The following is a 23,979-nucleotide window of genomic DNA, read 5'->3' as shown; positions in this document are numbered from 1 at the left end:
GCACGATCGTGCCCCACGTGTCGGCATTTTTCTGCCCGCCGGAGCGCATTCCTTACAGATAATCCATCAGGCTCAAGGAGGAAACGCGTGCCGTGACCTGCATGGTCGCCTGGAGCGAGGTTTCCATCTTGGCAATCTCGGACAGCACCTCGGTCAGGTCCGCATCCTGGTGGCGCGACAGCGTGCTTTTCACCAGGAGCAGGGAATTCTCGTGCAGGCTGATCATGTCGTCCATGCGGGCGCTGGTGTTGCCGAGCGAACTGAGCTGGCCGCGCACCTGCTCGGCCGCATCCTCCAGGGGCGTCAGCATGGCCGAGACAGTGGCGCTGTCGCCGCTGGTCAGGGCGGTGTGCAGATCCTCCAGCGTGGTGAACAGGTTGACCGGACTCATGAACAGCTCTTCGCCGGTGATGTTTTTGGCCACCGTGGTGCCGGGGCTGATCTCGATCATCTGGTGATCGGCGGTGCCGTTGTAGGTGACCGGCGACCCGGAAAAGGGCTGCGTCTGGTCGTTGTAGCCGGCGAACAGATAGGTGTTGCCCGATTTGGCATTGGCCAGGTCGAGCAGTTCCTGCTGCAACTGGCTCACCTCGTCGGCCAGGGTGGCCCTGTCCGCCTCGGAGAGGCTGTCGTTGGCGCCGTTGATGGCGATTTCCTTCGCCCTGGTCAGCAGTCGTTCGATGGAGTCCATAGACACTTCCGAGGAGGAGAGCGTGTCCTGGACGTGCTTGCAGTTCTCCACATAGCGCTCGCCCTTGACGATATCGCTCCGGCAGCCGAGGATCGAACCCACGGCAGCGGGATTATCCGACGCCGAGCTGACCTCGACGCCGCTCGAAGCTTTGAGATACAGTTGGTTGAGCGCGGTGGATGTCCTGCTCAGATTGCTCTGCAGGGCGTTATAGGTGGTGGCATCGCGGGTGATGATCATGGTGGTCCTCACAGTTGCATCAGAATGTCGAGCATTTCCTTTACGGTGGCAAGATAGTTCGATGCCGCCTGATAGCCCGCCTGGTATTGAATCAATAAAATCATTTCTTCATCGGTGGACACGCCGGCAATGGCGTCGCGCTTGGCGCTCAGTTCGTCGAGGGTGTCGCTGCTGGCCGTGAGCCGTCCTTCGTTGTTGCTGACCAGAAGTCCGGCCTTGGCGGCGATGCGGGCGTATTCCTCGCCGTAGGTGGCGCCGTCGATGGCGGTGGTGTCGCGCAACGCGGCAATGCTCAGGCAGAGGCTGTTGTCCGCGGTGGTGCCGGTGGTGCCGGCGGCGAGCAGGGCCACATTGTCGATGGCGACGCTGATCGACGCGGCCGCGCCGTCCCAGACGTCCGCCAGGGGATCGGCCGGCGCCGTCAGGGCGAACAGGTCGGTGGCTGCATCGCCGTTCTGATCGATGCCGCCGCTGGTGGTGATCAGAGTGTTGACATCGGTGGCAAGGGTGTAGGCCAGCCGGTCGATGTCGTTTTGGAACTGCGGAATGGTGACGTCGCGGGTTGTGAGCAATCCCCCCAGAGTGCCGCTGAAGTCGTCGTGGGCGAGCGCATACGAGGTGGTGCCGCTGGTCAGGCTGATCTGGGTCAGGCCGTCGACCTTGGTGGTGGCGAAGGAGGAGGCGACATTGCCGGTCACCAGCGGCAGGCCGTTTTGCAGTTGCAGGCAGACCATGCCGTTGCCGTCGGTGGAGATGGTGGCGCCGCAGGTTTCGCTGACCTGCTGGACCAGGAGGTCGCGCTGGTCGCGCAGGGTATTGGCGTCGCCGCCGGCCAACTCGGTTTGCATGATCGATTGGTTGAGCGTGGCGATCTGGGAGAGCTGGTTGTTGAGATCGGGCACCGTCGATTCGATGCTGGTGTTGATGCCGTACACCACCTCGGTCAGTTGCTGGTCGATCTGGTGAAAATGGTCGGCCAGGTTGCCGGCCTCCTGGAGGACCTGCTGCCGTTCCGCCGTGCCCGAGGGATTGGTGCTCAACTCCTCCCAGGCGTCGAAAAAACTGTCGATATCGCCGGCGAGGCCGGAGTCGCCGATATCGATGATCCGCTCGATGTCGGCAAGCGGCGTGCTGGCCGCCTGATAGGCGCCATAGGCGGCGCTCTGCGCCACCAGCTGCTGGACGATGAAACTGTCGCCGGCCCGGTCGATGGCATCCACCGCGCTGCCGCTGCCGTAGGTCAATCCGCCGCTGGTCAACGGGGTGGTGCTGACGATGGAGGCGACCTGGCGCGAATAGCCGGCGGTACTGGCATTGGCGATGTTGTTGCCGGTCACCTGCACCGCGGTCTGGCTGGTGTAGAGACCGCTGGCGCCGGTGTGGAGCGAGGTGATCAGGCCGGCCATGGCTAGACGCTCCGGCTGAGCAGGCGCGGGCCGGCCTCGATGACGAGCGAGCGGCCGTGGGCCGCATAGGTCAGGGCCAGGCGGCGGAAGATGTTGTCCTGCAACCGGCCGATCAGGCGCAGCCCGGATTCGAGCAGGACCCGGTTGCGGTCGTTGTTGCGCCGAATCATATCGATCAACGTGCCCGCCTCGCCGTCGACCTTGTGGTCGACCTGCCGGAGACGGCGCAGCAGTTCGGTTTTCCGCCGCTGTATCTCCTCCAGTTGCGGCATGCGCAGGTGGGTGATGGCGTGGCGTTCACGGACCAACAGATCGTTGAGTTCCCGCAGGTGGGCCGCGAGAGCGGCGTTGTCGCTGTTCATGTTCCCGATACTCCCCGGTTATCGTTTGAGGTTGAGCAGTTCCTGGAGCATTTCGTCGGTGGTGGTGATCACCCTGGAATTGGCGGTATAGCCGTTCTGGATGGTGATCAGGTCGACGAACTCCGTGGCGAGATCGACATTGGAGAGTTCCAGCGCCTGGGTGATCAGGGTGCCCTGCGAGACTCCCGGATAGCCGATGGTCGCTATGCCCGAGGCCGAGGTGGCGGAATAGAGGCTGCCGCCGACCGCATGCAGGCCGTCGGCATTGATGAAGGTGGCCAGCGAGATCACGGCCACCGGAATGGTCTCGCCGTTGGAATAGACCGCGTTGACCGTGCCGTCGGCCGCGATGGCGACGTCGGTGACCTTCCCGGAGGCGTACCCGTCCTGGTCCTGGGAGAACACCGTGGAATCGCTATTGAACTGGGTGGTGTCAAAGGTGTAGTCGATCGATTGGGCGGCGGACCCGTTGGCCCAGGTGATCGAGCCGATGGCGGCGGTCTCGCCGGTCAGCAGATTGCCGTTTTCATCGAAGGTCAGGGAACCGGTGCCGATCTGCTGGGTCACGCCGGCGGTTCCTCCGTTCAACTCGCCGCCGTCCACGGTCAGATACCAGTCCCATGCCTGGTCACCGGTCTTGGCGAAATAGCAGGTCAGGAGATGGGAGGTGCCCAGGGAATCGTACACCGTGGTCGTGGCGGTGTAGTTGGAGGTGTCCTCCGGCGCGGTGATGTCGAAACCGGCCAGGACCCCGGCATCGGAATCGAGGTTGGTGTGCAGCGACACGTTTTCCGTCTGCTTGGCGTTGAGTTGCGAAGTCAGGTCCACGCGGATGTCGTTGAGGCTGCCGCTGGCCAGGACACCGCTGCCGGTATAGACCGAGCCCTGCACCCGGAAGCCGTCGGCGGTCACCAGGTAGCCACTGTCGTCGAAACTGAAGTTGCCGTTGCGCGTGTAGTAGTCGGTGGTGCCCAACGGGTCGCTGACAATGAAGAATCCGCTTCCCTCGATGGCGAGGTCGGTCGCATTGTCCGTGGATTCGTAGCCGCCCTGGCTGAAATTGGTCTGCACGGTCTGGACCTGGGAACCGCGGCCAACCTGGGAATTGCCGGCGGAACTGGCGATGTTGGCGGAGAGCAGGTCGGAGAAGATCGTGGAGCTGGTCTTGAAGCCGACGGTGTTGCTGTTGGCGATGTTGTTGCCGGTGACGGTCATGGCCTGCGAGTTGGTTTGCAGGCCGCTGATCGCCGTGTAGAGTGCGCTGGAAAGTCCCATCGTTTCCCTCCATGGGAGCCCCGGCACCGGGTGCGTGGCGGCAGGGTCGGCCGCAACGCCTCGCGAATCCGGGAGTCTCCGGTCACCTGGCCGAGCCGGGTCATGTCGGCCGGCCGGTTGCGCATCCGTGCAAGCGCGCCTCTCCATCCTGGAGAAAACGATTCAATGCCGGACAATGGTCGCATGAGGAATGCCGTCGGGTGGCACCGCTGCAAGCCATTCGTCCCTGCCATGGGTATCGGCAATGGGATTCCGTAATTTTTATTGTAGTTTCGTCATGTTATCTGTTGTGCTGTCACCAGGTTGTCATGATGTTGCACCAGGGTAACAATCTGTCCGTCACGGTGGGTAAAGGGTAAAAAAAAACGGCGCCCCGGCAATGGGGCGCCGCTTGCGGCGAAGAACGCTGGGAAAAAACGGGTGCGGAGGGGATCGGCGCGTGACCGCGCCACGGTGGGGGAGCTTGGGTTCAGGTGGCTGGAGTCACGGTTGTTTTCGCATGGAAAACAGCGGTCTCCTACTCGCCGGCAAAGAGATAACCGGTGCCGCGAACGGTCCTGATCATGTGGGCAAGGGCGGGAAAGCGGACCATTTTAGCCCGGATCCGGGCGATGTACATGTCGATGGAACGGTCGTAGCCGTTGTATTCGATCCCGAAGACCGCCTTGTAGAGATGGTCGCGGTCCAGGGTGGTGTAGGCGTTCTGGGCCAGATGGCAGAGCAGGTCGAACTCGCGCGAGGTGAAGGGGATTTCCTCGCCCAGGTAGCTTGCCCGGCGCAGGCCGCCGTTGATTTCCAGGCCGTTGAACAGCAGGGTGGCCGGAACCGCCCGCTGGCCGTTGCGGCGCAGCAGGGCGCGGATCCGGGCCAGGATCAGGAGGTGGTGCATCGGTTTGACCAGCAGATCGTCAATCCCCTGTTCGTAGAGCAGGACCTGCATCATCTCGTCGATGCCGTTGGTCAGCAGCATGAGCAGGCCGCCGTACACGGTGCGCAGCCGGGGGTAGGACGATATTTCTTCCAGGGAGAAGCGGCTCGAATCGATGATGAGGAGATCCGCATCCTTGATGAGGTTCCTGTTGAAGGCTTCTTCCTTGGAGGTGAGGAGATGAACCGAGAAGGCCTCCCGCACGAGGGCGTCAACCAGGGATTTGGTTTCCCGCTCGTTGTCGGTGAGAAAGGCAATCGAGCAGCGAAGATGCTGACCGGGTACGTGGGACGACATGGTGCTGTCCTGTTGACATGGTGTCTGCCAGGTAGAGGATGGGGGCGCCTCTCTCCGGTCGCTTGGCGTACCTGGCCTGCGACGGGGGGCGGAGCCCTCACCGGTTTCGTCCTTCTTTATCGGTCATTTCCCGGCCGTTGTCTGTTAAGATCGATCAAGTTGAGGAAAAGTTGCGTAAAGATGGGCGGGCTGCCGTGCCATGGACTCCCGCCGGTCAGGAGGATTGATTGTAGCTTTCGAAGAAGCTGGTGATGTAGTCCCCCTGCGAGGTGAGGGTACTGATCAATTCTTCCATGGCGGCATACTGGGCTTCGAGCGTGGCCTGCCTTTTTTCGAGCCGGGTTTCCATGGCGCTGATCCGGTCTTCCAGATCGGATATCTGTTTGTTGATGGTGGTTTCCTTCGACACGAGAAACCCCGTCGAGGAGTTGAGCTGTTCGGTCAGGTAGTCGTCCAGGCGGTTCATGAGGCCCTCGTTGTCTTCATCCCCCACCAGGGCGGTCTTGATCGAGTCGGCGTCCTTGGCATACGCTTCGCTGAAGACCTCGGTGTCGAATTCCAGCTCGCCCGTTTCCCAGTTGGTCGAGATGCCGATGGTAGTCAGATCCTTGCTGGTCAGATAGTTTCTCAGGCTGCGCTGGACCGATTTCATGGTATTGGCCAGGGTGGAATCCGAACCGCTGATGGTGTCGATATAGGTGTCGATGGCGTTGTAGGCTTCGACCATCTCCTGCAGCTGATCGCTGATGACCGTCTCGGCATCCGATTCGATGGTGACGGTGCTCGTGGTGCCTTCGTTGGCCTCGAGCAGGGTGATGGTGACCCCTTTGATGGCGTCGGTGACGGTATTGCTGCTGCTGTAGTAATCGATGCCGTCGATGACCAGATGGGCCTTGGCGCCGGCGACCGTGTGGCCGTTGGTCGCGGTGTCGAACTCCAGGGAACCGGTCCCGGTGATGGCCACTTCCTCCCCGGCCGAGGCGACGGTCAGCTTCAGGCGATAGCCGTTGTCGGTCCCGTCGTTGATGATCGAGGCGGAAACCCCGTAATCCCCGTCGTTGATCAGATCGGCCAGTTCCGAAAGGGTCACGTCGCTGTAGTCGAGGGTCGCCTCGCCGATCTGCAGGGAACCGCTGAGGCTGGTCGTTGACGTATCGGCAATGCCGTTGGTGCTGACATCCTTCTGCTGCTGCGCCAGGCTGACGACCTCCACCGAATAGGAACCTGCCTCGGCCAGGCTGGTCGTGCTGAGGGAGAACGAGTCGGAGCCGCTGTTGCGCACCGCGAAGGTGTTCAGGTCGTTGGCATCGTTCAATCCGGTCAGGGAAGCGTAGAATGATTCGAGCAGGCTGTTGAATTCGGTGTAGGCATCCAGCTTGGTGCTCAGATACTCCTTCTTGTCCTCCATCGTGTCGATGGGGGCGCGCTCCACTTCAAGGATGGATTCGATGATGGAGGCCGTATCGATGCCGCTGGCCAGGCCGGCGAAGGAAACCGTTCCCGAACTGGTTGATGCAATGGTCGTCATGCGCGTCTCTCCCTTGTTCTGTTGCTCGGCCGAGGAGGAAGTCCCCGGTCTCCATGTAAGGAGTATCGTGCGGTCGGGGAAAAAATTTTACGGCAGGACGGTAAGGCATGTCGTGATCGTGTCGTGAGCTGGTAACGATTGTTTTTGCAGGTAACAAAACGTCACGACGGGGCAGGGGCCGCATCGTTTGCACGGCGGCGGACACACAAAAGGGTTCAGCGGCGGCGCGACCGTTGAACCCTGAACAATGGCGTGGATGGAGCGGATCAGCTGCCGGCGGTGATCTCGATCTGCTTCACCTCGCCCTTGCTCGTGGCCTTGCGGGGCATGGTGATCGACAGCACGCCGTCTTTGAAGCCGGCCTTGATCCCTTCCCGGTCGACATCGTCGGGAAGCGAGAGAACCCGCTGGAACGAGCCGTAGCTCCGTTCGACCCGGTAGTAATCTTTTTCCTTCTCTTCCTTTTCCTGCCGTTTTTCACCCTTCACCGTCAGGGTGCCGCCGCTGATGTCCACGGACACGTCCTTTTCGCTGACCCCGGGAATCTCGACGGTCAGCAGATATTCCCCTTCGGTGGCGCTCAGGTCGACCTTGGGTTTCAGGACCATCCCCTCGCCGAAGGCGGGCCCGGAGCCGAGGCGGCCCATGCCCATCGGCCCGAATCCGCGGAAGAAATGGTCGAACAGCCGGTCGATGTCGCGGTGGATGGGAAAGGTGGGGTCATAGTACCGATCGGCCATGTACCCGCCTTTCCCTCGATGCGTGATCGGCACCCCGTGCTCGATTTCTTCCTCCTTTTTGAACCAGTTCCACGGCGCAAGCATTTTCAGTTCCATACGGTTCCTCCTTGTCAATGGTGGCGCGGGCCGCTTTGGCGCGGCCCGCATGCTGAAACTCACCCGGCGGCGATCTCGATCTGCCGGGGTTTCGCCGATTCGGACTTGGGCAGATGCAACCGCAATACCCCGTCCTTCAACTCGGCATGGACCTTGTCGACGTCAATGCTCTGCGGCACGGCGAATGTCCGGCGGAATTCGACATCGCCGAGTTCCCGCCACGATGCCGCTCCGGTCGTCTGCACGCGCCGCGTGCCCGACAGCGTCATCGTGCCGTTGTCGACGTGAATGGCGATGTCGTCCTTGCGCACGCCGGGCAGGTCGGCATGGAGCAGAATCTCGCTCTCGTTTTCCAGGATGTCCACGGCCGGCGCGGTCACCGGCACTTGCCGCACGAGTTCGGCCGGCTGTTCGGTACGGGCAACAACGTGATTCTCGCTCATAGGGGGTACCTCCTGTTCGTTTTCATGACGCTTTCGGGTTACTGAATGCTGATCTGCCGGGGCTTGGCCGCTTCGGACTTGGGCAGGGTCATGGTCAGCAGGCCATCCTTCAACGTTGCCGTCACCTTGGCCGCATCCACCTCGTAGGGCAGCGTGAAACTGCGGGAGAACGTGGTGGCCGGCCGCTCGGTCCGGTGCACGGTATAGCCTTCCGGCGCATCGGTCGTGCGCGATCCGCTGATCTCCAGGTAATTGCCCTGGATCTTCACATTGAGCTCTTCCCTGCCGACGCCCGGAATCTCGGCGATCAGTTCGAGATTGTCGCCGGTGTCGTTCAGATTGGTCCGCGGGTAGACGTCAGGGCCTCCCCAGCCGCGACCGCTGCTGTAGGCCCGATCGAAGTCGGTGAAGAGACTGTTCATCTGCGTGCGGAACAGATCCATGGCGCCAAGGATGTTCTGGATGTCGTGCCAACGTGTCATCATGTTCTCCTCCCTGCTGATGAGGTGTTTCGCTGTGTGCGGCCTTCACGGTGGCGTGCCGGCCCGTTGTCTGTGAGGAACTATAAGTCGCACGAAGGTCGAGTCAACGCTTATCGTAATTTCATGCTTGCATTACTAAATGAGTCTGCTACGATGTGGGTAATGTTTCGGGGCCCGATGGCTATCCGGCGATGGATCGTGGGAGGAAGAATGGACCAGCATGAACAGGTGAACGAGGCGGTGGCCGGACTGTCGGCCGACAGGCTCAAGGGCAGGCAATCGGTGCGGGCGACGTTCAAGCTGCCGCTGCCGGTGATCGAACTGCTGAGCATTGCCGCCGATCAGTTGGGGCTCAAACAGAAATCCCTGTTCGACCAGTTGGTCGAAGATCGGCAGATTCTCGAACAGCTCGCTCTCAGGGCTTCCAGCTATCGACCCGTGCAGGCGCAGCGGCAGCAGAAAACCTACGTCGTCAGCCGGAACTCCCTGCTCGCCCTCGATCACGTTGCCAAGGTGCACCGCTTGCCGCGCGACCTGCTGGTGGAAATCTCCATTCAGCGACTGGTGCCGGTGCTCAGTGCCGAACAGGAGAAACAGCGGCATCGGCGGTGCATCCTGGGTGACCTGGAGCTCTGGCTCGTGCAGGGACAGGGATTGCTGGAAGAGAGCCGGCGAATGCTCGGCGACGAGGATCCCACGGTGCGGCGCATGGCTGCGGTCGTGGGGCAACTGCGGGCCGACGCAGAGGCGTTGGCCGAACAGGTGGAACAGGGGCGGGTGCTGGAAAAGTATCTCTAGGTGGAGCCGTTGCCTCTGTGGCACCGCAGGCAAGGGCAAGACAACCGGCGGGCCGTTTTCAGGGCGCGGCAAGGGGCGTATAGGCAACGGCACCCCTCATGTGTGCGTGGAGGGCCGTTGCCTACGCTTTTCGCGTCTTCCGTTTTTTTTCCACGGAAAAACCGAATTTGCCGATCCTGCGACCCAGGGTGAAGTACTGCCCGTGGGCAAAGGCGATCGGTTCCGCCTTGGCCAGGTCGAAGGCCCCGGTGCGGGGATCGATGTACTGTTGATCGGCCTTGACGTTGACCACCTCGGCGCTGAACATGTCGTGGGTGCCCAGCCGCCGGATGTCGGTGACCCGGCATTCGATGTTGATCGGGGCCTCGACGATGACCGGCGCCCTCACCATGGCCGCCGGTCCGGGCGTCAGGCCCATCTCTTCGAATTTCCGGTAGTGCCTGCCGGAACGAACGCCGCACCAGTCCGTGGCTCGGGCCAGGTGCCGCGTGGTGAGGTTGATGACGAATTCCCGGGTGCGCGTCAGGATGGCATGGGAATGCCGTTCGGGGCGGACCGAGATGTAGCAGAGCGGCGGGTCGGAGCAGAGGGTGCCGGTCCAGGCGATGGTGATGATGTTGTATTCCTCGGGGGTCTCGCCCAGGCTGACCATGACCGCCGGCAAGGGGTAGATCATGGTGCCCGGTTTCCAGTCGACTTTGTTCATCGGTGTCCGTGTGGGGGAATGGGTGGCGCCGGCGGTCACTGCTGCCTGAGACGGCCGCGGAAGAGGGAAAAGGAAACGCCGATTGCGCAGAGCAGGGCCGAGACGAGAAACACGATGCGGATGCTGTGCAAAAACCGGTCGAAGTTCGCCGGGCCGATGGTTTCGTGACCCACCAGCAGGGCGAGCACCACCGTGGCAATGGCCATGCTCATCATCTGGCCCATGAGCCGCATGGTGGCCACCGCACCCGAGGCGATGCCGTAATGTTCCTTGGCCACCGACCCCATGATCGCGCTCATGTTCGGGGAGGAGAACAGGGCAAAGCCGAACCCGAGCAGAACGAGGTTGCCGCCGATCCCCGCCAGGCCGCTGTCGGGATGCAGCCGGCTGAAGACCAGCATGCCGACCACGGTGACGGCCATGCCGGCGCTGGCCAGCAGGCGCGGCTCGATGCGGTCGGAAAGCCGGCCGGCCAGGGGCGAGAAGACCGCCATCACCACCGGTTGGGTCATGAGCAGCATGCCGGCGTTTCTGGGCGGCATGCCCTTGAGATATTGCAGATACAGGCTCATGAGAAAGGTGACCGCAAAGGTGGCGGAGTAGTTGAGCAGGGCGGCCAGGCTGGAGAAGGTGAAGGTCCGGTTGGCGGCAAACAGGGCAACCTCGAACAGGGGATGGGGCGCCCGCCGTTGCTGCCGGAAAAAGAGGACCAGACCGGCCAGGCCGACGGCGATCAGGAGCGTGCCGGCCGGGGACGGCAGGATCGAGGCCCCGTAGATCAGGGCCAGGATGGCCACGGTGTAGATCAGGCTGCCGGCAATGTCGAGCCGCTGGCCCGGTTCGTCGGCCCATTCCCCCCGGAGAAAGGCGAGGGTGATGGCGACCGCGCCCATGCCGAGCGGCAGCATGACCAGAAAGATGGAGCGCCAGCCGAACTGCTGGATGAGAATGCCGCCGGCAAAGGGGCCGACCGACAGGCCGACGTAGACGGCGGCCACGTAGATGCCGATGGCCCGGCCCCGTCTCTGGGGCGGGAAGATGGAGGTCAGGATGGCCATGCCGGTGGTGATGAACATGCCGGCGCCGACCCCCTGGATGGCGCGGCACGCAAGGAGCCAGGCCGCGCTGCCCACGAAGGCCGCCGCGGTCGAGGCCAGCGTGTAGACGATCAGGCCGGTGGCGAAGACCCTCTTGCGGCCGTGGATGTCGGCGATCTTGCCCGCCGGCAGCAGCACCACCGCCACGGCCAGCAGGTAGGAGGTGGCGATCCAGCTCAACTGGACGGCGGTCAGGCCCAGATCGGCCTGGATCGCCGGCAGGGCCACGTTGACCGAGGAGATCATGAACGGTCCCAGAAACGAGGTCAGGGTGGCGACCAGCAGGGCCGACCGCTCCAGGGAGGAGGTCGCGGTCGGCGATGGCACGGCAGTGGCGGTCATGGCAGCGGCTGTTTTCGTGTTGTGGCCCCTGCCCCGGTTGGCGGGGCAGGTATGTTGGATTGGTTGTTTGGACGGGCGCGGCCCTCCGCCAAGGAGGCTGCGGCGGGGCGCGTGGAGCCGCCGGGCACCAGCACCGGCGGCAGGAAAAGAGGGGCTGCGTTCATGCGTGATCCTTCTTGTCATCCCCTGTGCGGGCGCGGACATGCCCGGTCCATCCCGGTATCTCCGCTTTCCCGGCGACCTGGGAACAGATTGGCCGGTCGCCGGTTGCGCCCGCGATGCTCAGCGGCCGAACACGCCCTGGAGCAGGCTTCCCGGCCCCTGTTTCTGCTGCGATTCGGCTGCCGGTTTGCCCTGTCCCTTCTGGGCCAGGCCAAGGGCGGTCCGGCAGGGATCCTCGTCGGCGGTGACTTTGTCGACCAGCATTTCGCCGACGGTCGACAGGCCGCCGGTGGCGATGCCCGCGCCCACCGAGGCCGCGGTTTTCAGCGTGCCGGCCGCGTCGATGCCGATCGACGGCTTGGCGATGGTGCCGCCGACCTTGACCAGTCCGGCCAGAGGTGTGGTCAGGGACAGGCCCACGCCGCCGCGCGGCCGGGGCTTGATACCCAGATCGAGCCGTTCCGAACGGAGATCGACCGTGCCCGAGCCCACCACGTCCACCTGGCCGGTGCGCAGGGCGATGCCCCTGTCGGCGGTGGCGACGCCGTCGCGGATGACAAACCGGACCGCCGCGCAGACCATCTGGGTGGAGTCCTCGCTCTTGGCAAAGGGGTTGATCGCCCCCAGCACCTGGAAGATCAGGTCGCCGGCGGCCAGATCCACGGCCTTGTTGCGCAATCTGCCCTCGCCGACGCCGACGCTGGTCTCGCCGGTGGCCGACGCCATGAGGGCGCGGACCGACTCGCCGCTGCTGCGGAGATCCACCTTGATATCGCTCTTGCCGCCGGCGATCGGCCCCTGGCTGTCCAGTTTGCCCAGTTCCACCTGGTGCCCGTTCATGCGCACGGCGAGGGCGGGCGTCTTGCCGGAGGCGTCCAGACTGGCTTCGCCCTCGATGGTGCCGCCGGCCAGGCCGAACCGCAACGGCTTGACCGCCAGGTGGCCCCCGTTCAGTTGAATCGTTGCCGCCACGTCGGTCAAGTGCTTGTCGTCGAGAATCAGCTTGCCGACCTGGAGGGAGAGGTCTGCATCCACCGACCGCAGGGCCGCCACCGGCAAGGGGTCGTTCGGAAAGACCCGGCCGTCGCCGCCCGTGGCCGCTGCCTTCGCTGCCGCCGGCTGGTTCGATGCGGCGGCTGCCGGCGCGAAATCAGCCAGATCGACGGTGGCAGCCGCCAGCTTGCCGGTCACTTTCGGCTTGGCCGCCAGCTGCACGCCCAGGCTGCCGCCGACATCGCTGGAGCCGGCCGTTGCCTTGAGATCCGTCATGTTCCAGGTGGTGCCGCCACCCTGCAGATGGCCGGCAAGCTTGACCGGTCCCTTGCCGCCATACTCGGCTCCGGCCGATTTCGCCGCTGCCGCCGGATTGTCGCTGGCCACCGTCACCGCCATATCCACGGCAGGGGAACCGCCGGCCAGATCCTTGACCGCCCCCGTGGCGGTGACCAGGACCAGGTCGGGCTTGCCGGCTTCGACCGCCACCTCGGTGAGATCCAGCCGATCGCCGTTGTCGCCCAGATTGGCGGCGACCTTGAAGGGGCCGATGCTCGGCGGGAGATCGGGATGGGTGATTTCGGCGAGGCGGATCAGCTCGGCCAGTTCCGCTCCCTGGGCCGTCATCTTGAGCTTGAGGCCGCGGAAGGCCGCGAGATTGGCGACGGCGCCCTCGATGTTCAGGGCCGCCCCCGGCAGTTGGACCGCAAGGTTGAGCGGCCAGGGCTTGCCGCCGAGCATGGCGTTCGGGCCGCCGATGGTGCCCTTCAGTTCGAGGTCATGGCTGCGGACCCTGGCCAGGAGGCGCAGCGCGAGGAGGTCCGCGGCGGCGCGGTCCGGCCGCAGGGAAAACTCACGCACCTCCACCGACTCGGTTGTCTTGGCGGCCCGGTTGTGCCAGGCGATGACGCCATTGGTCATTTTCAGTTCGTTGACCGTGAACCGGAAGGCGCTTTCGCTTTCCGCCGGCGGTTTTTGTCCGGCCGGCTTGGCTTCGGCGGGCTGATCCGGAGCGCTGAAGTCGAGATTGCCGGGTCCCTTGGCCTCGGTTTCAATAAGGACGTCGGGTGAGGACAGGATCAGGCGATTGATGACGACCTCCCGCTTCAACAGAGGCAGCAGGGCCATTTCCATCTCAAAACTCCCGATCTTGACCATTTCGGGCCGGGTCGAGCCGGGCGGGTTGGAAAGGGTGACGCCCTTGGCGGCCACACTGGGCACCAGGCCGACATGCACCTCCAGCGGACCCGAGATGGTCAGCGTCCGGCCGGTGGCGTTTTTCACCTGCGTGGTCAGGACGTCCTTGACCTTGTCGAGGTTGATCGATTTGACGGCAATGACCGCCCCCACCATCAGCGCTGCCGCAAGGATCACCAGGACCGCTCCGATTTTCACAACGGTTTGGACACGCATAGTTGTTCCTCCAGGATGAAGAAAGTGATGGCGCCATCGGCCGAGGCCGGCGGGCGCGTGACGGCGTCGCGGCGCAACCGCCCGATCTTGCGGCGGTCTCCGCGGTCATGACCGGGAAAACACAAGGGCTCGACATTTTAACTTGTTGTTTTCAAATAAATTCATAATAACAATTCCCGTATCTTGAAAGGCATTTTTTTACAAAGGGCGCCCGCTCGTCCCCGCATCCTCCAGGGAGATGGCCTATGCCGCCACTCATCGCCTTCATAGGCTGGCACGATTCCGGAAAAACCACCCTGGTGCGCCAGGTGTTGACGCATTTGCGGGACAGGGGCTATGTGGTGGCAGTGATCAAATCGACCAAGGAGCGCGGCATCGCCTGTGACCGGCCCGGTTCCGATACCGCCCGGTACCGGGAGGCCGGCGCCGACGGCGTGGCGCTGCTGGCGCCGGACCGGTTGATCGTGCAGAGCGAACCCCCGGCCTGCGACCTGCCGGTGCTGGCCGAACGGCTCTTTCCGGAGGCAGACATCGTCCTGGCCGAGGGATTCAAGCATGCCGACGTCCCCAAGATCGAGGTGCGCAGGGACAGCACGGCTCCCCTGCTGCGCGATCAGGTCCCGGGGGTGATCGCCGTGGCCGCCGAGCCGCCGCTGGACGGCGAGCCTTGCTTCCGCCTCGACCAGAGCCGGGAGATCGCCGCGCTGATCGAGGCCCGCCTGCTGGGTGGCCGCGCCGCTAAACGCTGAGCCCGCCACCCCGCACCAAAGGAAACGCCCATGGCCGACTCCCTCAACTATCCGTCCGAAAAAGCGGGCCTGCCGCCCGGCACCCTGGTCCATGTCGGCCCGACTCCGGCCGTGGCCGGCCGCGTCACCCTCTATTGCTACACCGCCGACCGGTTCGAGTCCTTCTCCGTCGCCACCATCGACGACATCCTGCACCATCGCGGCCAGGGCGCCTGCCTCTGGGTGCACTGCGAGGGGCTGGACATGGTCGACATGATCGAGACCATCGGTCACCATTTCGGCGTCCACCCCCTGGTGCTGGAGGATATCCTCAACACCCACCAGCGGCCGAAGTTCGAGGAATTCGAGGATCACCTGTTTTTGGTGATGAAGAGGCTGCACTGCAACGAAGCGCTCGATGTCCGCCACGAGCAGATCTCCCTGCTCATGTTCGCCGACATGCTTTTTACCTTCCGGGAAACGGCGGACAACCTGTTCGCCGCCGTCGTGCTGCGGCTGAGCGGCACCAAGGGGCGCATCCGCACCCTGGGCATCGACTACCTCGCCTACGCGATCATGGATGCGGTGGTGGACAACTACTTCGCCCTGGCCGATATCATGGAGGAGGCGATCGAGTCGGCGGAGAGCGCGCTGCTGCACCGGCCGCAGCCCAAAATTTTCGCCACCATCCAGCTGCTCAGGCGGGAGATGGTGTTCATCCGCAAGGCGATCGCGCCGCTACGCGAGGCGCTGCTCGCCCTCCAGCGGAGCGAGTGCCCACTCGTCCAGGAGCGGAACCTGCCCTATTTCCGCGACGTGTTCGACCACACCCTGCGGGTGATCGACACCATGGATTCCTACCGCGACCTGCTCAACGGCATGCTCGACATCTATCTCTCCAGCGTCAGCAACAGGATGAACGAGATCATGAAGGTGCTGACCATCTTCGCCTCCATCTTCATTCCCCTGACCTTTATCGCCGGGGTTTACGGCATGAATTTCGACTACATGCCGGAACTGCACTGGCGCTGGGGCTACCCGGCGCTGTGGGGAGTCTTTGTCCTGCTCGCCGTGGCGCTCCTCGTTCTGTTCAAGCGGAAGAAATGGCTGTGATGGCGTCGCAGCAGCCCGACATCGGCGCGGAGGCGCAGGCACTGCAACAGGCGTTGCGCCAGTTGGCGGACCCGGCCATTGCCGCCCATTCCCTGCGGTTTTTCAAGACCGGTCCCGGCGAATACGGCGAAGGCGACCGCTTTCTCGGCATCCGCCTGCCGGTGCTGCGGTCGGTGCTGCCCCGCTTCCGTCACCTGGAGCTGGCGGCAATCTGCGAGGTACTGCGCTCCCCGTGGCATGAAGAGCGCCTCGCCGCTCTGCTGCTGCTGGCGGACCGCTTAGGCCGGGCCGACGAAGCCACGCGCCGGGCAATCTTCACCAGCTATCTCGAACACACCGCCTTTATCAACAATTGGGACCTGGTCGACTGCTCGGCCGCCCCCATTGTTGGCGCTTATCTGGCCGACAAGGACCGTTCCCTGCTGTCCACCCTCGCCGCGTCCGCATCGCTCTGGGAGCGGCGGATCGCCATCATCGCCACCCTGCATTTTATCAGGCACAACGATTTCGCCGATTGCCTGGCGCTCGCCGCCCTGCTGCGGGACGACCGGCACGACCTCATCCACAAGGCCGTGGGCTGGATGCTGCGGGAAGTCGGCAAACGCGACCAGCAGGCGCTGGAGCGCTTTCTGCGCCAGCATTACCGGCTCATGCCCCGCACCATGCTGCGCTACGCCATCGAGAGATTCCCGGAACCGCTGCGGCTGGCCTATCTGCGCGGCCGAGTCTGAGATCCGCCAACGGCGGGCGTGTCAGCGGAGGCCGCCGCCGGGAAGAAAGGGGTTGTAGCGGTTGGCCACCATGACCATCCAGGCGGTGGCGCAGGTGCTGGGAATGGGGTTGGCGTACCAGCCGAAGGGAATCAGGTAGCGCCTGCTGGCATAGAGATAGGGCTTGGTGGCCAGCGGGAAGAGCTTCGGGTAATCGGCCGGCGTGCCGGGAAAGCCGGCCTCGGGATAGGTGTCGAGCCGCAGCCGCTCCAAGGCGGCCAGCATGCCGCCTTCGTCGCGCCGGAGCGCCTCGACGAAGGCGCGAGCCTGCTCGGCGCGGGGCGAAGCACGGTCAATGGCCTGGTAGTGCGCGATCATCATGCGGACCATGGTGATGGCGCCGGCCGTCCATTCGGCGGAGAGTACGCCCTGGCGATAGCGGCCGGCCGCGTCGATGCCGTTGCCGTCCTGATCGGAAAAGCCCACGCCCCAGAGGTCGGCGCCCCGGCCGTACCCGCCCCACTGCTTGACCCGCTGCCAGGTGTCGAAGCTGGCGCCGAACCCGAACCATTCGTCAATGCGGTCCGGTCCCAGGGCGGCCACACCCCAGGTGTTGACATCGACCGCCTTGGGCGCAAGGTTCGGCAGCCATCGGTCCGGCGCGCCGGGTCTGTCCGCCAGTCCCCCCTGCACGAATTCCCCGTCCTTCCAGGCGTCATACCGCAGAAAATGGAGCAAGCCTTCGGTGGTACGGCCCTGGCCGATCGGGCCACCGTCGACCATGGCCCGGCACAGGGTCAGCCCTTCGGCGATGGCGGTCCGGTCGGAGGCCGAAAGGGCCTGGTCCCGCGCCAGGGTTCTGGTCAGGGTGGCGTCGAGAATGCGCAGGCCGGCGAAGAGGGAGAGGGTGTTTTCCACGGCCACGAAGGACGGATCGACCAGTTGATCGCCCTGATTGACCACCGTGCCCGCCGGAGCGTAGTACACGCCGCCCTGCGGCGACTGCATGGCGGCAAAGGCGGGCAGCACCGCCAGGGCGTTGGCCAGGGCCGGTTCGGCAAAGGGGACATAGCCACCCGCGCGGCCATGGACGTAGTGGAGGTCGGCCGCCTGGAGCGGGCCGATGAAAAAGGCCCAGGCGTTTTCGCCGGTGATCGGTTTCCAGTCGGTCCAACTGATCAGGCCGGCCTGGTAGTCGGGATGGTTGGCGGGCAGGTTGGCGGTGCCGATGAAGCGGGCGTGGGACGTGCCGATAAAGGGATCGGGCGACAGCCAGGCCCGGGGCAGCATGCGGAAGCTGTAGGCCCGTGCCGGCTCGGTGATGCGGAGCTGATTGTAGACGAAAACCGGCCCGCTGGAAAGGGCGCGGGTCTGGCCGGGGGCGGGGTGGCGGCTGTCGCCGTAATGGCCGGCCGCCAGCAGCCGGGTCGGGGCGCTCGCCAGGGTGTAGGCGTCCCGGCCGGGGGCCAGCGGCAGCCGGTTGAGCCGGTGGCCGAGCAGCACCGCGATCTGCCAGGTCGCGGCATCGTAAATGTTGGCGCCGTTGTGGGTGTTGACCCGCTCGGTCTGGAGGTCGCCGGCGGGCGTTTTCTGCGGCAGCAGGGTATAGGCCTGCGGATCGTAGACGTCGGTCACCGCGCAGTCGGCCGCCCCGCAGACGTGTTCGCCCCAGTAGGCGGCGCTGTCGTGAAAACTCAAGGGGAGCCGCTGCCCCCGCAGGTCGCCGGCAGTGGCGGTGTAGAGGATGCCGCCGTCTTGGCGGTCGCTGACCAGGAAGCGGTAGCTGGCGGCCAGTTCGGTCACCGCGCGCCCGGCCTCCGTCCGGGCTGCCGGCGCAAACGATGGCGCCGCCAGCAGGGACGCGAGCAGGCAGGCGGCGAGAAGCGGTCGCCTGGTTCGGTTTCTGGTTTGCACGGGCATTCAGGATTTGCGGCAGATGGTCTGGCCCAGATGCGCCGCTTCTGCCATGAGTTCCGGTTTCCCGGCCACCGCGCCCTTGCCGTCCACGCCCCCGGCCAGCAATTCCCCGCTGAAGGTGCACTCCATGGCGTCAAAGGCGTAGCGGACGGTCTGGCGGGTGCCGTCGAAGATCGTGCCGCTGTCGGCGGCGGCGACGCTGACCATGTAGCCCCGCCGGTATTCGCGTTCCGGTTTGATCTGGCCGAGCAGGTATTTGCGGCACCACAGGGCCTGGCAGCGGTCGATGAAGGCCTTGGCCTGGGCGGTGATCCCGCAGAAATAGATGGGCGAGCCGATGACGATCCGGTTGGCCGCGTCGATCTTGTCGTAGAGCGGGGTCATGTCGTCCTTGAAGATGCACACGCCTTCGGTCTCGCAATGGCCGCAGCCGGTGCAGGGGTGGATGTCCAGGCGGGCCAGGTTGATCTGCTCGGCTTTGTGGCCGGCCTGGTGGATGGCCGCTTCGATGCGCTCCAGCAGAAGGTCGGTGTTGCCGCGCCTGCGGGGGCTGCCGTTGAAAAGAAGGATATTCATGGGTGCACCGTTATGGGGAAAAGGTGAACGGGAACATGGAATCCGACAATGTCAAAAAGAAGTGGGCCGGCCGCGCCCGTATCCACTCGGGATCGGGGCTTCGAGGACAAGAGCGTCAAGGGGGCGGCACCCGCCGCTCGAACTGCGGCCGGCCGAGCCAGCGCGGCGAGGCGATGCCGGTCCGGTACGCTTTCAGGGCCTCGGGCGAGGAGTTGACCCGGAGGTTGCTGTAGCTGCCGTCCTCGTTCTCCCACCGTTCATGCCAATAGACGGCGAGCCGCACCCGCTGATACCTGTCCGGCAAATGCTGCAGGGCCGCGGCGATGAACCCGGCCTTGTCTCCGGGCGGATATTCGCCCACCCCCCATTCCGCGACGAACAGGGGCTTGTTCGCATCCAGTTTGCAGATTTCGGCATAGGGTTCGGCCATCATGTCGTCGAACTCGGCCCATCCCTCGGATCGGCTCATCTTACCATAGACGCTCAGGCCGAGCCAGTCGACGTAACCGGCGCCCGGATAATAGCTGCTCATCCGGTTCCAGGCCGTGCGGGGCGAGCTGAAATTGTTGACATGGAAGCCCCACAGGATGTTGGTCGCCTGCCGCGCCCGGACCCTGTCGACCACATAGCGATAGGCCCGCTTGTACAGTTCCGGTCCCTCGTAGAGCGTCCGGCCCTCCTTGTGGCCGGCGGTCTTGCCGCCGCCGTAAAACACGCCGGACCAGGGAAACCAGGTGCCGTTCATCTCCAGGCCCCAGGCGACCAGGAGCGGCTTGCCGTACTGGCGCGCCGCATCGGCCCAGGTGTCGATGTACGCATCCCACTTGCCGGCGAGGATCTCCCGCAGGCCGAACCGGTCCGGTCCGCGCGCCTCTTCGTAGGGCTTGTCCCAGGGCGACCAGAAGAGCAGCGGCACGGCGCCGTAGTTGGCGACGAGGCGCACGGTTTTCTCCGGGAAGGCGCGGTCGCCCCAGAAATTGCCGAAGGCCACCACGGCCAGCGATTTGCCGGTGAGCCGCTCGAAGGCGACCAGGGCGTCGTAGGTCACCTGCGCCTCGCCCTCGCCGAAGTCGACATAGGCACCGGTGTAGACGTCGTTTTTAGGCATGGCCAGGGTGACCGGGCCATCCGCCCCGGCCTGGCCTTTGTGCGCCATCTCGGCCTCGGTCTGGTCGCGGCAGCCGGCGCCGAGGGACACCGCCAGCAACAGGAGGAGCGGAAAAAATATCCGGGTGCGCAGCAACTGGGTCGAAGGACGGGTCATGGCCATGGCGTGGGTGTTCGTTAAGCCTTGTAGGGAACCGAGGCGGTGCGGTCGAGCTTGCCCCAGCCGACCCACACGCCCTTGAGGGCCCTGAGGATCGCCCGGACGACGACGATGTTGAGGACCGGCCGGTAGATGAATCGCATCGGCAGCACCAGCCAGGTCTGGGCCAGCGGCTCCCGCTCCACCAGGCAGGCCACCGCCGCCAGGACGAGATCGGCGGCCAGGAACACGAAAAAGTAGAGGTAGAGAATCGAATTGGCCGGGCTCATCACCAGGGAGAGCAGGAGAACCAGATCGATGATCGAGCCGAGCGCGACCAGGAAGATGTTGAAAAACCAGGTGCTGGGCAGGCTGAACCAGCCGAGGGCGGGATACTGCGAGTTGAAGAGCAGCTCGCGGTGCTTCCACAAACATTGCAGGGTGCCGAAGGCCCAGCGGAACCGCTGCTTGGCAAAGGCGCGCACCGTCTCCGGCGCCTCGGTCCAGGCCACGGCCCGGGGCGCGTAATGGATGGCGAAGCCGCATTTGTGCAGGGCCAGGGTGAGATCGGTGTCTTCGGCCAGGGTCTCGGTGCTGATGCCGCCAGCCGCCTGCACGGCGCTGACCCGAAGGGCGCTGACCGCGCCGGGCACCACGGTGATGCATTGCAGCCGGTGATAGGCCCGGCGGTCGAGATTGAAGCCGCAGGTGTATTCCAGGGACTGGAAGCGGGCCATCAGGGTTTTGGGATTGCCGACCTTGGCCCGCCCGGACACCGCGCCCACGGCCGGATCGGCGAACGGCCGGATGAGATGGCCGATGGTCTGCGGGGTGAATTGGGTGTCGGCGTCCAAGCTGACCACGAACTGGTGGCGGATCGCCTGCATGCCGTTGCGCAGGGCCATGGCCTTGCCGAGGTTGACCTGGCGGATCAGGCGGATGCGGGCATCCTCCCCGGCCATGGCGGCGACAATCGCGGCGGTGGCGTCGAGGGAGCCGTCGTCGACCACCACCACCTCCATCGGCCCGGCATACAGGGTGTTGAGCACCGAGCGCAGCGTGTCGCGGATCACCTTTTCCTCGTTGTAGGCGGCGATGAGCACGCTCACCGGCGGGCAGAACGGTGCGCCGTCGTCATCCTCGCCCTCATCGTGCCGGCGGCTGCCGATGGCCAGCCAGGAGACTGCCAGGGTCCGCAGCACGGTCAGGCCCGTGGCCACGATCATGAAGGCCCAGAAGAAATTGGTCAGCTCGTGGATGGCGGTAAAGCCGCTCTCGCTGATCATCCGGGTGAGGGGCTGTTGGTTGGCCGGCACGGCGGGCATGAGCTGTTCGGCCGGAATGCCGACCAACTCCGGCAGCGGCAGGATCCGGTCGCCGCGGGCGGTGAGATAGTCGATGATTTGCGGCAGCGCCGCCACGGTCTGGCTGCGGTCGCCGCCGGCATCGTGCAGCAGGACCACGTTGCCCCCCTGCATGCGGCCGTGCTGAACGCGCTCGAGCATGACGTCGACACCGGGTCGGTCCCAGTCCTGCGGATCGATATCCTCGGTCACGGTGAGATAGCCCATCTCCTGCGCCAGTTTGACCGGCACCAGTTCCTCCTGCTCGTGGGGATTGGTGTCGGCGTTGTAGGGCGGCCGGAAAAGGATGGTGCCGTGGCCGGTGATCGACTCGATCAGCCGCTGGGTGGCGTTGAATTCCAGGTGGGCCCGTTCCTCGGAGACGAGGGCGATGTTGGGATGGCTGTAGGTGTGCACGCCGATCATGTGCCCTTCGGCGAGGATCCGCTCCACCAGCTCGGGATGCTTTTCCATGTTGGCGCCGATCATGAAAAAGGTGGCCTTGATGTTTTTCGCCTTGAGGATGTCGAGCATCCGGGGCGTCCATTTTTTGTCCGGCCCGTCGTCGAAGGTGAGGGTGACGCCGTCGTCCGGGCCCCTGCCCTGGTGGAGAATCGTCAGGTAGGTGGGAAAGCGCTCGTAGGTGGCGGTCAGCATGGCGCCGGGGCCGCTTTTTTTGTCGACCAGGATGCGGCGGAAGCCGTCGCTCCGCTCGTCGGCGACGGTGATCAGGTTGCCCCGGCCGACCTGGGCGATATCGTTGCCGGGTTTGATCGTTTCCAGGCGGGCGAGGTCGCCTGCGGCCGGCAGCCTGCCGGGGACGAGATCCAGCGCGTCCCAGATGGCCGGGTCCTCGGTCCCCAGCCGGTTGATGGCAATGCCGCCGACGTGCAGGGACCGGGCCTCGGTCAGTTGATTGAGGAAGGTGACGGCATCGAGAAACCAGACGGTGTGAACGCTCTGCCCGGTTTCGTAGACGAAATGCGGGTTCAGCGAAGGCCGGCTGAATTCGCAGGAGGCCTGGGCCGAGCGCTGCGCCCGGCTCATCACGTCGGCGAAACCGAGCAGTTCCGCGGTCTTTCCGCCCTCGGTCCAGTCGTAGCCGTAGGAGCCGAGGGAAATGACCCACTGGCCGGGGACACCGTAGCCGCCGACCAGGGTGGACAGCCAGCCGCTGAAAAATTCGCGCGAGGCGATCGGACCGGGTTCGTCGAATTCGGCGTGCTCGTCGTGGAGCAGGGCGACGAAATGGTCGACAACCCCGGACAGCCGGTCGAGATCGTAGAGTTTCAGGTCCCTGCCCGTCGACACGCAGAGCCACAGCTCCAGATGGGCGCGGTGCAGGGCGGCGGCGACCTTGCCGAGAAAAACGCTCATGTTGCCGCGGTAGCTGGGGTCGACCTCTTGCCAGTCGAGCATTACCCCGCGCGCGTTCATGTCGGCAAGCGTCTCGCCGAGATGGGCGATGAACTGCTCCTGCCGCTCGGGCGGACCGTTGATCAGGGCCTCCACGGCTTCGGCCATCCAGACGTCGCCCTCGCCCAGGTTGCTGAGCAGGGGCAGCAGCACCACATCCTGTTCCTGGGCCAGTTCGATCAGTTGCGCGTCCGGCGTGGCCTTCAACGTGCCGACCTCTGTGCCGAACGTCAGCCAGTCCGGGCACAGGTGGGTGAGTTTGTCCAGGTTTTCCTTGAGGGAATCGAGGCTGTCCGGATCCCAGTTCTGGTAGAATCCCAATCTGATTTCATCCCGGTGGGCCGGGGGAGTGCTCCCGCCCGCCACGTTTTTCGGGGAAGGGGAGGGGTGGTGGCCACCGGCGGCGGACTGCCCGGTTCTGGCATCCTTGTGCTTTTTGGCATAATCCAGCCACAGGGGTTTGGCGGGCCGGGCCGGATCACGGGCCGGCTTTTTGGCCTGCTGGGCCTTGCTGATCCGTTGCAGTTGCTCCACCGCCGGCGGCACGGCGAGGTGCGAGGGCAGCACCAGCGCCTGGATGAAGAGGACGACGGCAACGAATACCAGCAGGCCGCCCGCGAACATCAGCCGGCGGAACCGGGGCCAGCGCTTGCCGCGCCGGTCGAGAAACACGAAAGACTCCCTGTCGACGGCATGGTCGGTGGATGGGGAACGGTCGGGTTCGGGTGCCAGGGGTGATTGGCTCATGACAGATTCAGGGTGCCTCCGCGCGGCGTGGTCGGTCGGCCGTTGCGTTCGCCGGGACAGCAGGATGTTCCTCGGGCGGAAAACGGGCCACTATACACTCGGGACACCATGACCGCAAGCGTCCCGTGCCGGGAAAGTAAAGGAAAAACCGTTCTTTTGAAGAAATCGACCCAGACGTGCTCAG

Annotated in this window: 20 protein-coding genes; 4 read left to right on the top strand and 16 right to left on the bottom strand. The window is 64.6% G+C overall.

Annotated features, from left to right (window positions below; all coding sequences use genetic code 11):
• Nucleotides 1-52: 52 nt before the first annotated feature.
• From flgL to Q362_RS0106140, 9 genes are all read right to left on the bottom strand, one after another.
• Nucleotides 53-931 carry a flagellar hook-associated protein FlgL gene (flgL, locus tag Q362_RS0106180; RefSeq protein ID WP_157469923.1) on the bottom strand — a complete coding sequence of 293 codons (879 nt, stop codon included), beginning with the start codon at nt 929-931 and terminating at the stop codon, nt 53-55.
• Nucleotides 932-939: 8 nt separating this feature from the next.
• The gene (gene flgK, locus Q362_RS0106175; protein WP_028317979.1) at nt 940-2,337 is read right to left on the bottom strand and encodes a flagellar hook-associated protein FlgK; all 1,398 of its coding nucleotides are present in this window, start codon (nt 2,335-2,337) and stop codon (nt 940-942) included.
• Nucleotides 2,338-2,339: 2 nt separating this feature from the next.
• Entirely contained in the window at nt 2,340-2,699 is a 360-nt protein-coding gene (locus Q362_RS0106170; RefSeq protein WP_028317978.1) for a flagellar protein FlgN, read from the bottom strand.
• Between the two features lie 18 nt (nt 2,700-2,717).
• Entirely contained in the window at nt 2,718-3,974 is a 1,257-nt protein-coding gene (locus Q362_RS0106165) for a flagellar hook protein FlgE (RefSeq protein WP_028317977.1), read from the bottom strand.
• A 517-nt stretch (nt 3,975-4,491) separates the two neighbouring features.
• Complete coding sequence (locus Q362_RS19390) at nt 4,492-5,199, bottom strand: response regulator transcription factor (protein WP_051553758.1); 708 nt, start codon at nt 5,197-5,199, stop codon at nt 4,492-4,494.
• A 214-nt stretch (nt 5,200-5,413) separates the two neighbouring features.
• Entirely contained in the window at nt 5,414-6,727 is a 1,314-nt protein-coding gene (gene fliD / locus Q362_RS0106155; protein ID WP_028317976.1) for a flagellar filament capping protein FliD, read from the bottom strand.
• A 266-nt stretch (nt 6,728-6,993) separates the two neighbouring features.
• Entirely contained in the window at nt 6,994-7,563 is a 570-nt protein-coding gene (locus Q362_RS0106150) for an Hsp20/alpha crystallin family protein (protein ID WP_028317975.1), read from the bottom strand.
• A gap of 59 nt (nt 7,564-7,622) precedes the next feature.
• On the bottom strand, nt 7,623-8,006 hold the full coding sequence (locus Q362_RS0106145) for an Hsp20/alpha crystallin family protein (protein ID WP_028317974.1): 384 nt from the start codon (nt 8,004-8,006) through the stop codon (nt 7,623-7,625).
• Nucleotides 8,007-8,044: 38 nt separating this feature from the next.
• Complete coding sequence (locus tag Q362_RS0106140) at nt 8,045-8,491, bottom strand: Hsp20/alpha crystallin family protein (RefSeq protein WP_028317973.1); 447 nt, start codon at nt 8,489-8,491, stop codon at nt 8,045-8,047.
• A gap of 207 nt (nt 8,492-8,698) precedes the next feature.
• Between Q362_RS0106140 and Q362_RS0106135 the strand changes: the two genes are divergently transcribed.
• A complete protein-coding gene (locus tag Q362_RS0106135; RefSeq protein ID WP_051553757.1) occupies nt 8,699-9,286 on the top strand; it encodes a hypothetical protein in 588 nt (195 codons plus the stop codon).
• 121 nt (nt 9,287-9,407) lie between these two features.
• Here Q362_RS0106135 and Q362_RS0106130 read toward each other — a convergent pair whose 3' ends face one another.
• The 3 genes from Q362_RS0106130 to Q362_RS0106120 form a co-directional block, all read right to left on the bottom strand.
• Nucleotides 9,408-9,992 (bottom strand): flavin reductase family protein, encoded by a 585-nt coding sequence (locus Q362_RS0106130; RefSeq protein ID WP_028317971.1) that lies wholly within the window; start codon nt 9,990-9,992, stop codon nt 9,408-9,410.
• 35 nt (nt 9,993-10,027) lie between these two features.
• On the bottom strand, nt 10,028-11,431 hold the full coding sequence (locus tag Q362_RS0106125) for an MFS transporter (RefSeq protein WP_028317970.1): 1,404 nt from the start codon (nt 11,429-11,431) through the stop codon (nt 10,028-10,030).
• Between the two features lie 282 nt (nt 11,432-11,713).
• Nucleotides 11,714-13,999: an AsmA family protein gene (locus Q362_RS0106120; protein ID WP_028317969.1), complete on the bottom strand. Its 2,286-nt coding sequence runs from the start codon at nt 13,997-13,999 to the stop codon at nt 11,714-11,716.
• 245 nt (nt 14,000-14,244) lie between these two features.
• On the opposite strand from Q362_RS0106120, the gene mobB reads away from it, so the two are divergent.
• From mobB to Q362_RS0106105, 3 genes are read left to right on the top strand one after another with little or no spacing between them, the layout of a single operon-like run.
• A complete protein-coding gene (mobB, locus tag Q362_RS19385) occupies nt 14,245-14,748 on the top strand; it encodes a molybdopterin-guanine dinucleotide biosynthesis protein B (protein ID WP_035215807.1) in 504 nt (167 codons plus the stop codon).
• Between the two features lie 30 nt (nt 14,749-14,778).
• Nucleotides 14,779-15,840 carry a magnesium/cobalt transporter CorA gene (gene corA / locus Q362_RS0106110; RefSeq protein ID WP_028317968.1) on the top strand — a complete coding sequence of 354 codons (1,062 nt, stop codon included), beginning with the start codon at nt 14,779-14,781 and terminating at the stop codon, nt 15,838-15,840.
• Nucleotides 15,840-16,571 carry a DNA alkylation repair protein gene (locus Q362_RS0106105; protein WP_035215806.1) on the top strand — a complete coding sequence of 244 codons (732 nt, stop codon included), beginning with the start codon at nt 15,840-15,842 and terminating at the stop codon, nt 16,569-16,571. Before corA ends, Q362_RS0106105 begins: the two co-directional genes overlap by 1 nt.
• Before the next feature lie 21 nt (nt 16,572-16,592).
• Here Q362_RS0106105 and Q362_RS0106100 read toward each other — a convergent pair whose 3' ends face one another.
• From Q362_RS0106100 to Q362_RS19375, 4 genes are all read right to left on the bottom strand, one after another.
• Complete coding sequence (locus tag Q362_RS0106100; protein WP_157469921.1) at nt 16,593-18,464, bottom strand: hypothetical protein; 1,872 nt, start codon at nt 18,462-18,464, stop codon at nt 16,593-16,595.
• Nucleotides 18,465-18,470: 6 nt separating this feature from the next.
• Entirely contained in the window at nt 18,471-19,043 is a 573-nt protein-coding gene (locus tag Q362_RS0106095; protein ID WP_028317965.1) for a flavodoxin family protein, read from the bottom strand.
• A gap of 115 nt (nt 19,044-19,158) precedes the next feature.
• Complete coding sequence (locus Q362_RS19380) at nt 19,159-20,313, bottom strand: glycoside hydrolase family 26 protein (RefSeq protein ID WP_245590171.1); 1,155 nt, start codon at nt 20,311-20,313, stop codon at nt 19,159-19,161.
• Between the two features lie 14 nt (nt 20,314-20,327).
• Nucleotides 20,328-23,795 carry a trifunctional glycoside hydrolase family 18/polysaccharide deacetylase/glycosyltransferase family 2 protein gene (locus tag Q362_RS19375; protein ID WP_051553756.1) on the bottom strand — a complete coding sequence of 1,156 codons (3,468 nt, stop codon included), beginning with the start codon at nt 23,793-23,795 and terminating at the stop codon, nt 20,328-20,330.
• Nucleotides 23,796-23,979 lie beyond the last annotated feature (184 nt).

This window comes from Desulfobulbus elongatus DSM 2908 (assembly GCF_000621145.1).
In the GTDB taxonomy this organism is placed as follows: Bacteria; Desulfobacterota; Desulfobulbia; order Desulfobulbales; family Desulfobulbaceae; genus Desulfobulbus; species Desulfobulbus elongatus.
The sequence above is the reverse complement of the archived record's forward strand: the minus strand, read 5'-3'. Positions and strand labels throughout refer to the sequence as shown.

Coding starts and splice junctions, on each gene's coding strand:
- flgL (WP_157469923.1), bottom strand. CDS start 931: ATGATCATCACCCGCGATGCCACCACCTATAACGCCCTGCAGAGCAAT.
- flgK (WP_028317979.1), bottom strand. CDS start 2,337: ATGGCCGGCCTGATCACCTCGCTCCACACCGGCGCCAGCGGTCTCTAC.
- Q362_RS0106170 (WP_028317978.1), bottom strand. CDS start 2,699: ATGAACAGCGACAACGCCGCTCTCGCGGCCCACCTGCGGGAACTCAAC.
- Q362_RS0106165 (WP_028317977.1), bottom strand. CDS start 3,974: ATGGGACTTTCCAGCGCACTCTACACGGCGATCAGCGGCCTGCAAACC.
- Q362_RS19390 (WP_051553758.1), bottom strand. CDS start 5,199: ATGTCGTCCCACGTACCCGGTCAGCATCTTCGCTGCTCGATTGCCTTT.
- fliD (WP_028317976.1), bottom strand. CDS start 6,727: ATGACGACCATTGCATCAACCAGTTCGGGAACGGTTTCCTTCGCCGGC.
- Q362_RS0106150 (WP_028317975.1), bottom strand. CDS start 7,563: ATGGAACTGAAAATGCTTGCGCCGTGGAACTGGTTCAAAAAGGAGGAA.
- Q362_RS0106145 (WP_028317974.1), bottom strand. CDS start 8,006: ATGAGCGAGAATCACGTTGTTGCCCGTACCGAACAGCCGGCCGAACTC.
- Q362_RS0106140 (WP_028317973.1), bottom strand. CDS start 8,491: ATGATGACACGTTGGCACGACATCCAGAACATCCTTGGCGCCATGGAT.
- Q362_RS0106135 (WP_051553757.1), top strand. CDS start 8,699: ATGGACCAGCATGAACAGGTGAACGAGGCGGTGGCCGGACTGTCGGCC.
- Q362_RS0106130 (WP_028317971.1), bottom strand. CDS start 9,992: ATGAACAAAGTCGACTGGAAACCGGGCACCATGATCTACCCCTTGCCG.
- Q362_RS0106125 (WP_028317970.1), bottom strand. CDS start 11,431: ATGACCGCCACTGCCGTGCCATCGCCGACCGCGACCTCCTCCCTGGAG.
- Q362_RS0106120 (WP_028317969.1), bottom strand. CDS start 13,999: ATGCGTGTCCAAACCGTTGTGAAAATCGGAGCGGTCCTGGTGATCCTT.
- mobB (WP_035215807.1), top strand. CDS start 14,245: ATGCCGCCACTCATCGCCTTCATAGGCTGGCACGATTCCGGAAAAACC.
- corA (WP_028317968.1), top strand. CDS start 14,779: ATGGCCGACTCCCTCAACTATCCGTCCGAAAAAGCGGGCCTGCCGCCC.
- Q362_RS0106105 (WP_035215806.1), top strand. CDS start 15,840: ATGGCGTCGCAGCAGCCCGACATCGGCGCGGAGGCGCAGGCACTGCAA.
- Q362_RS0106095 (WP_028317965.1), bottom strand. CDS start 19,043: ATGAATATCCTTCTTTTCAACGGCAGCCCCCGCAGGCGCGGCAACACC.
- Q362_RS19380 (WP_245590171.1), bottom strand. CDS start 20,313: ATGGCCATGACCCGTCCTTCGACCCAGTTGCTGCGCACCCGGATATTT.
- Q362_RS19375 (WP_051553756.1), bottom strand. CDS start 23,795: ATGAGCCAATCACCCCTGGCACCCGAACCCGACCGTTCCCCATCCACC.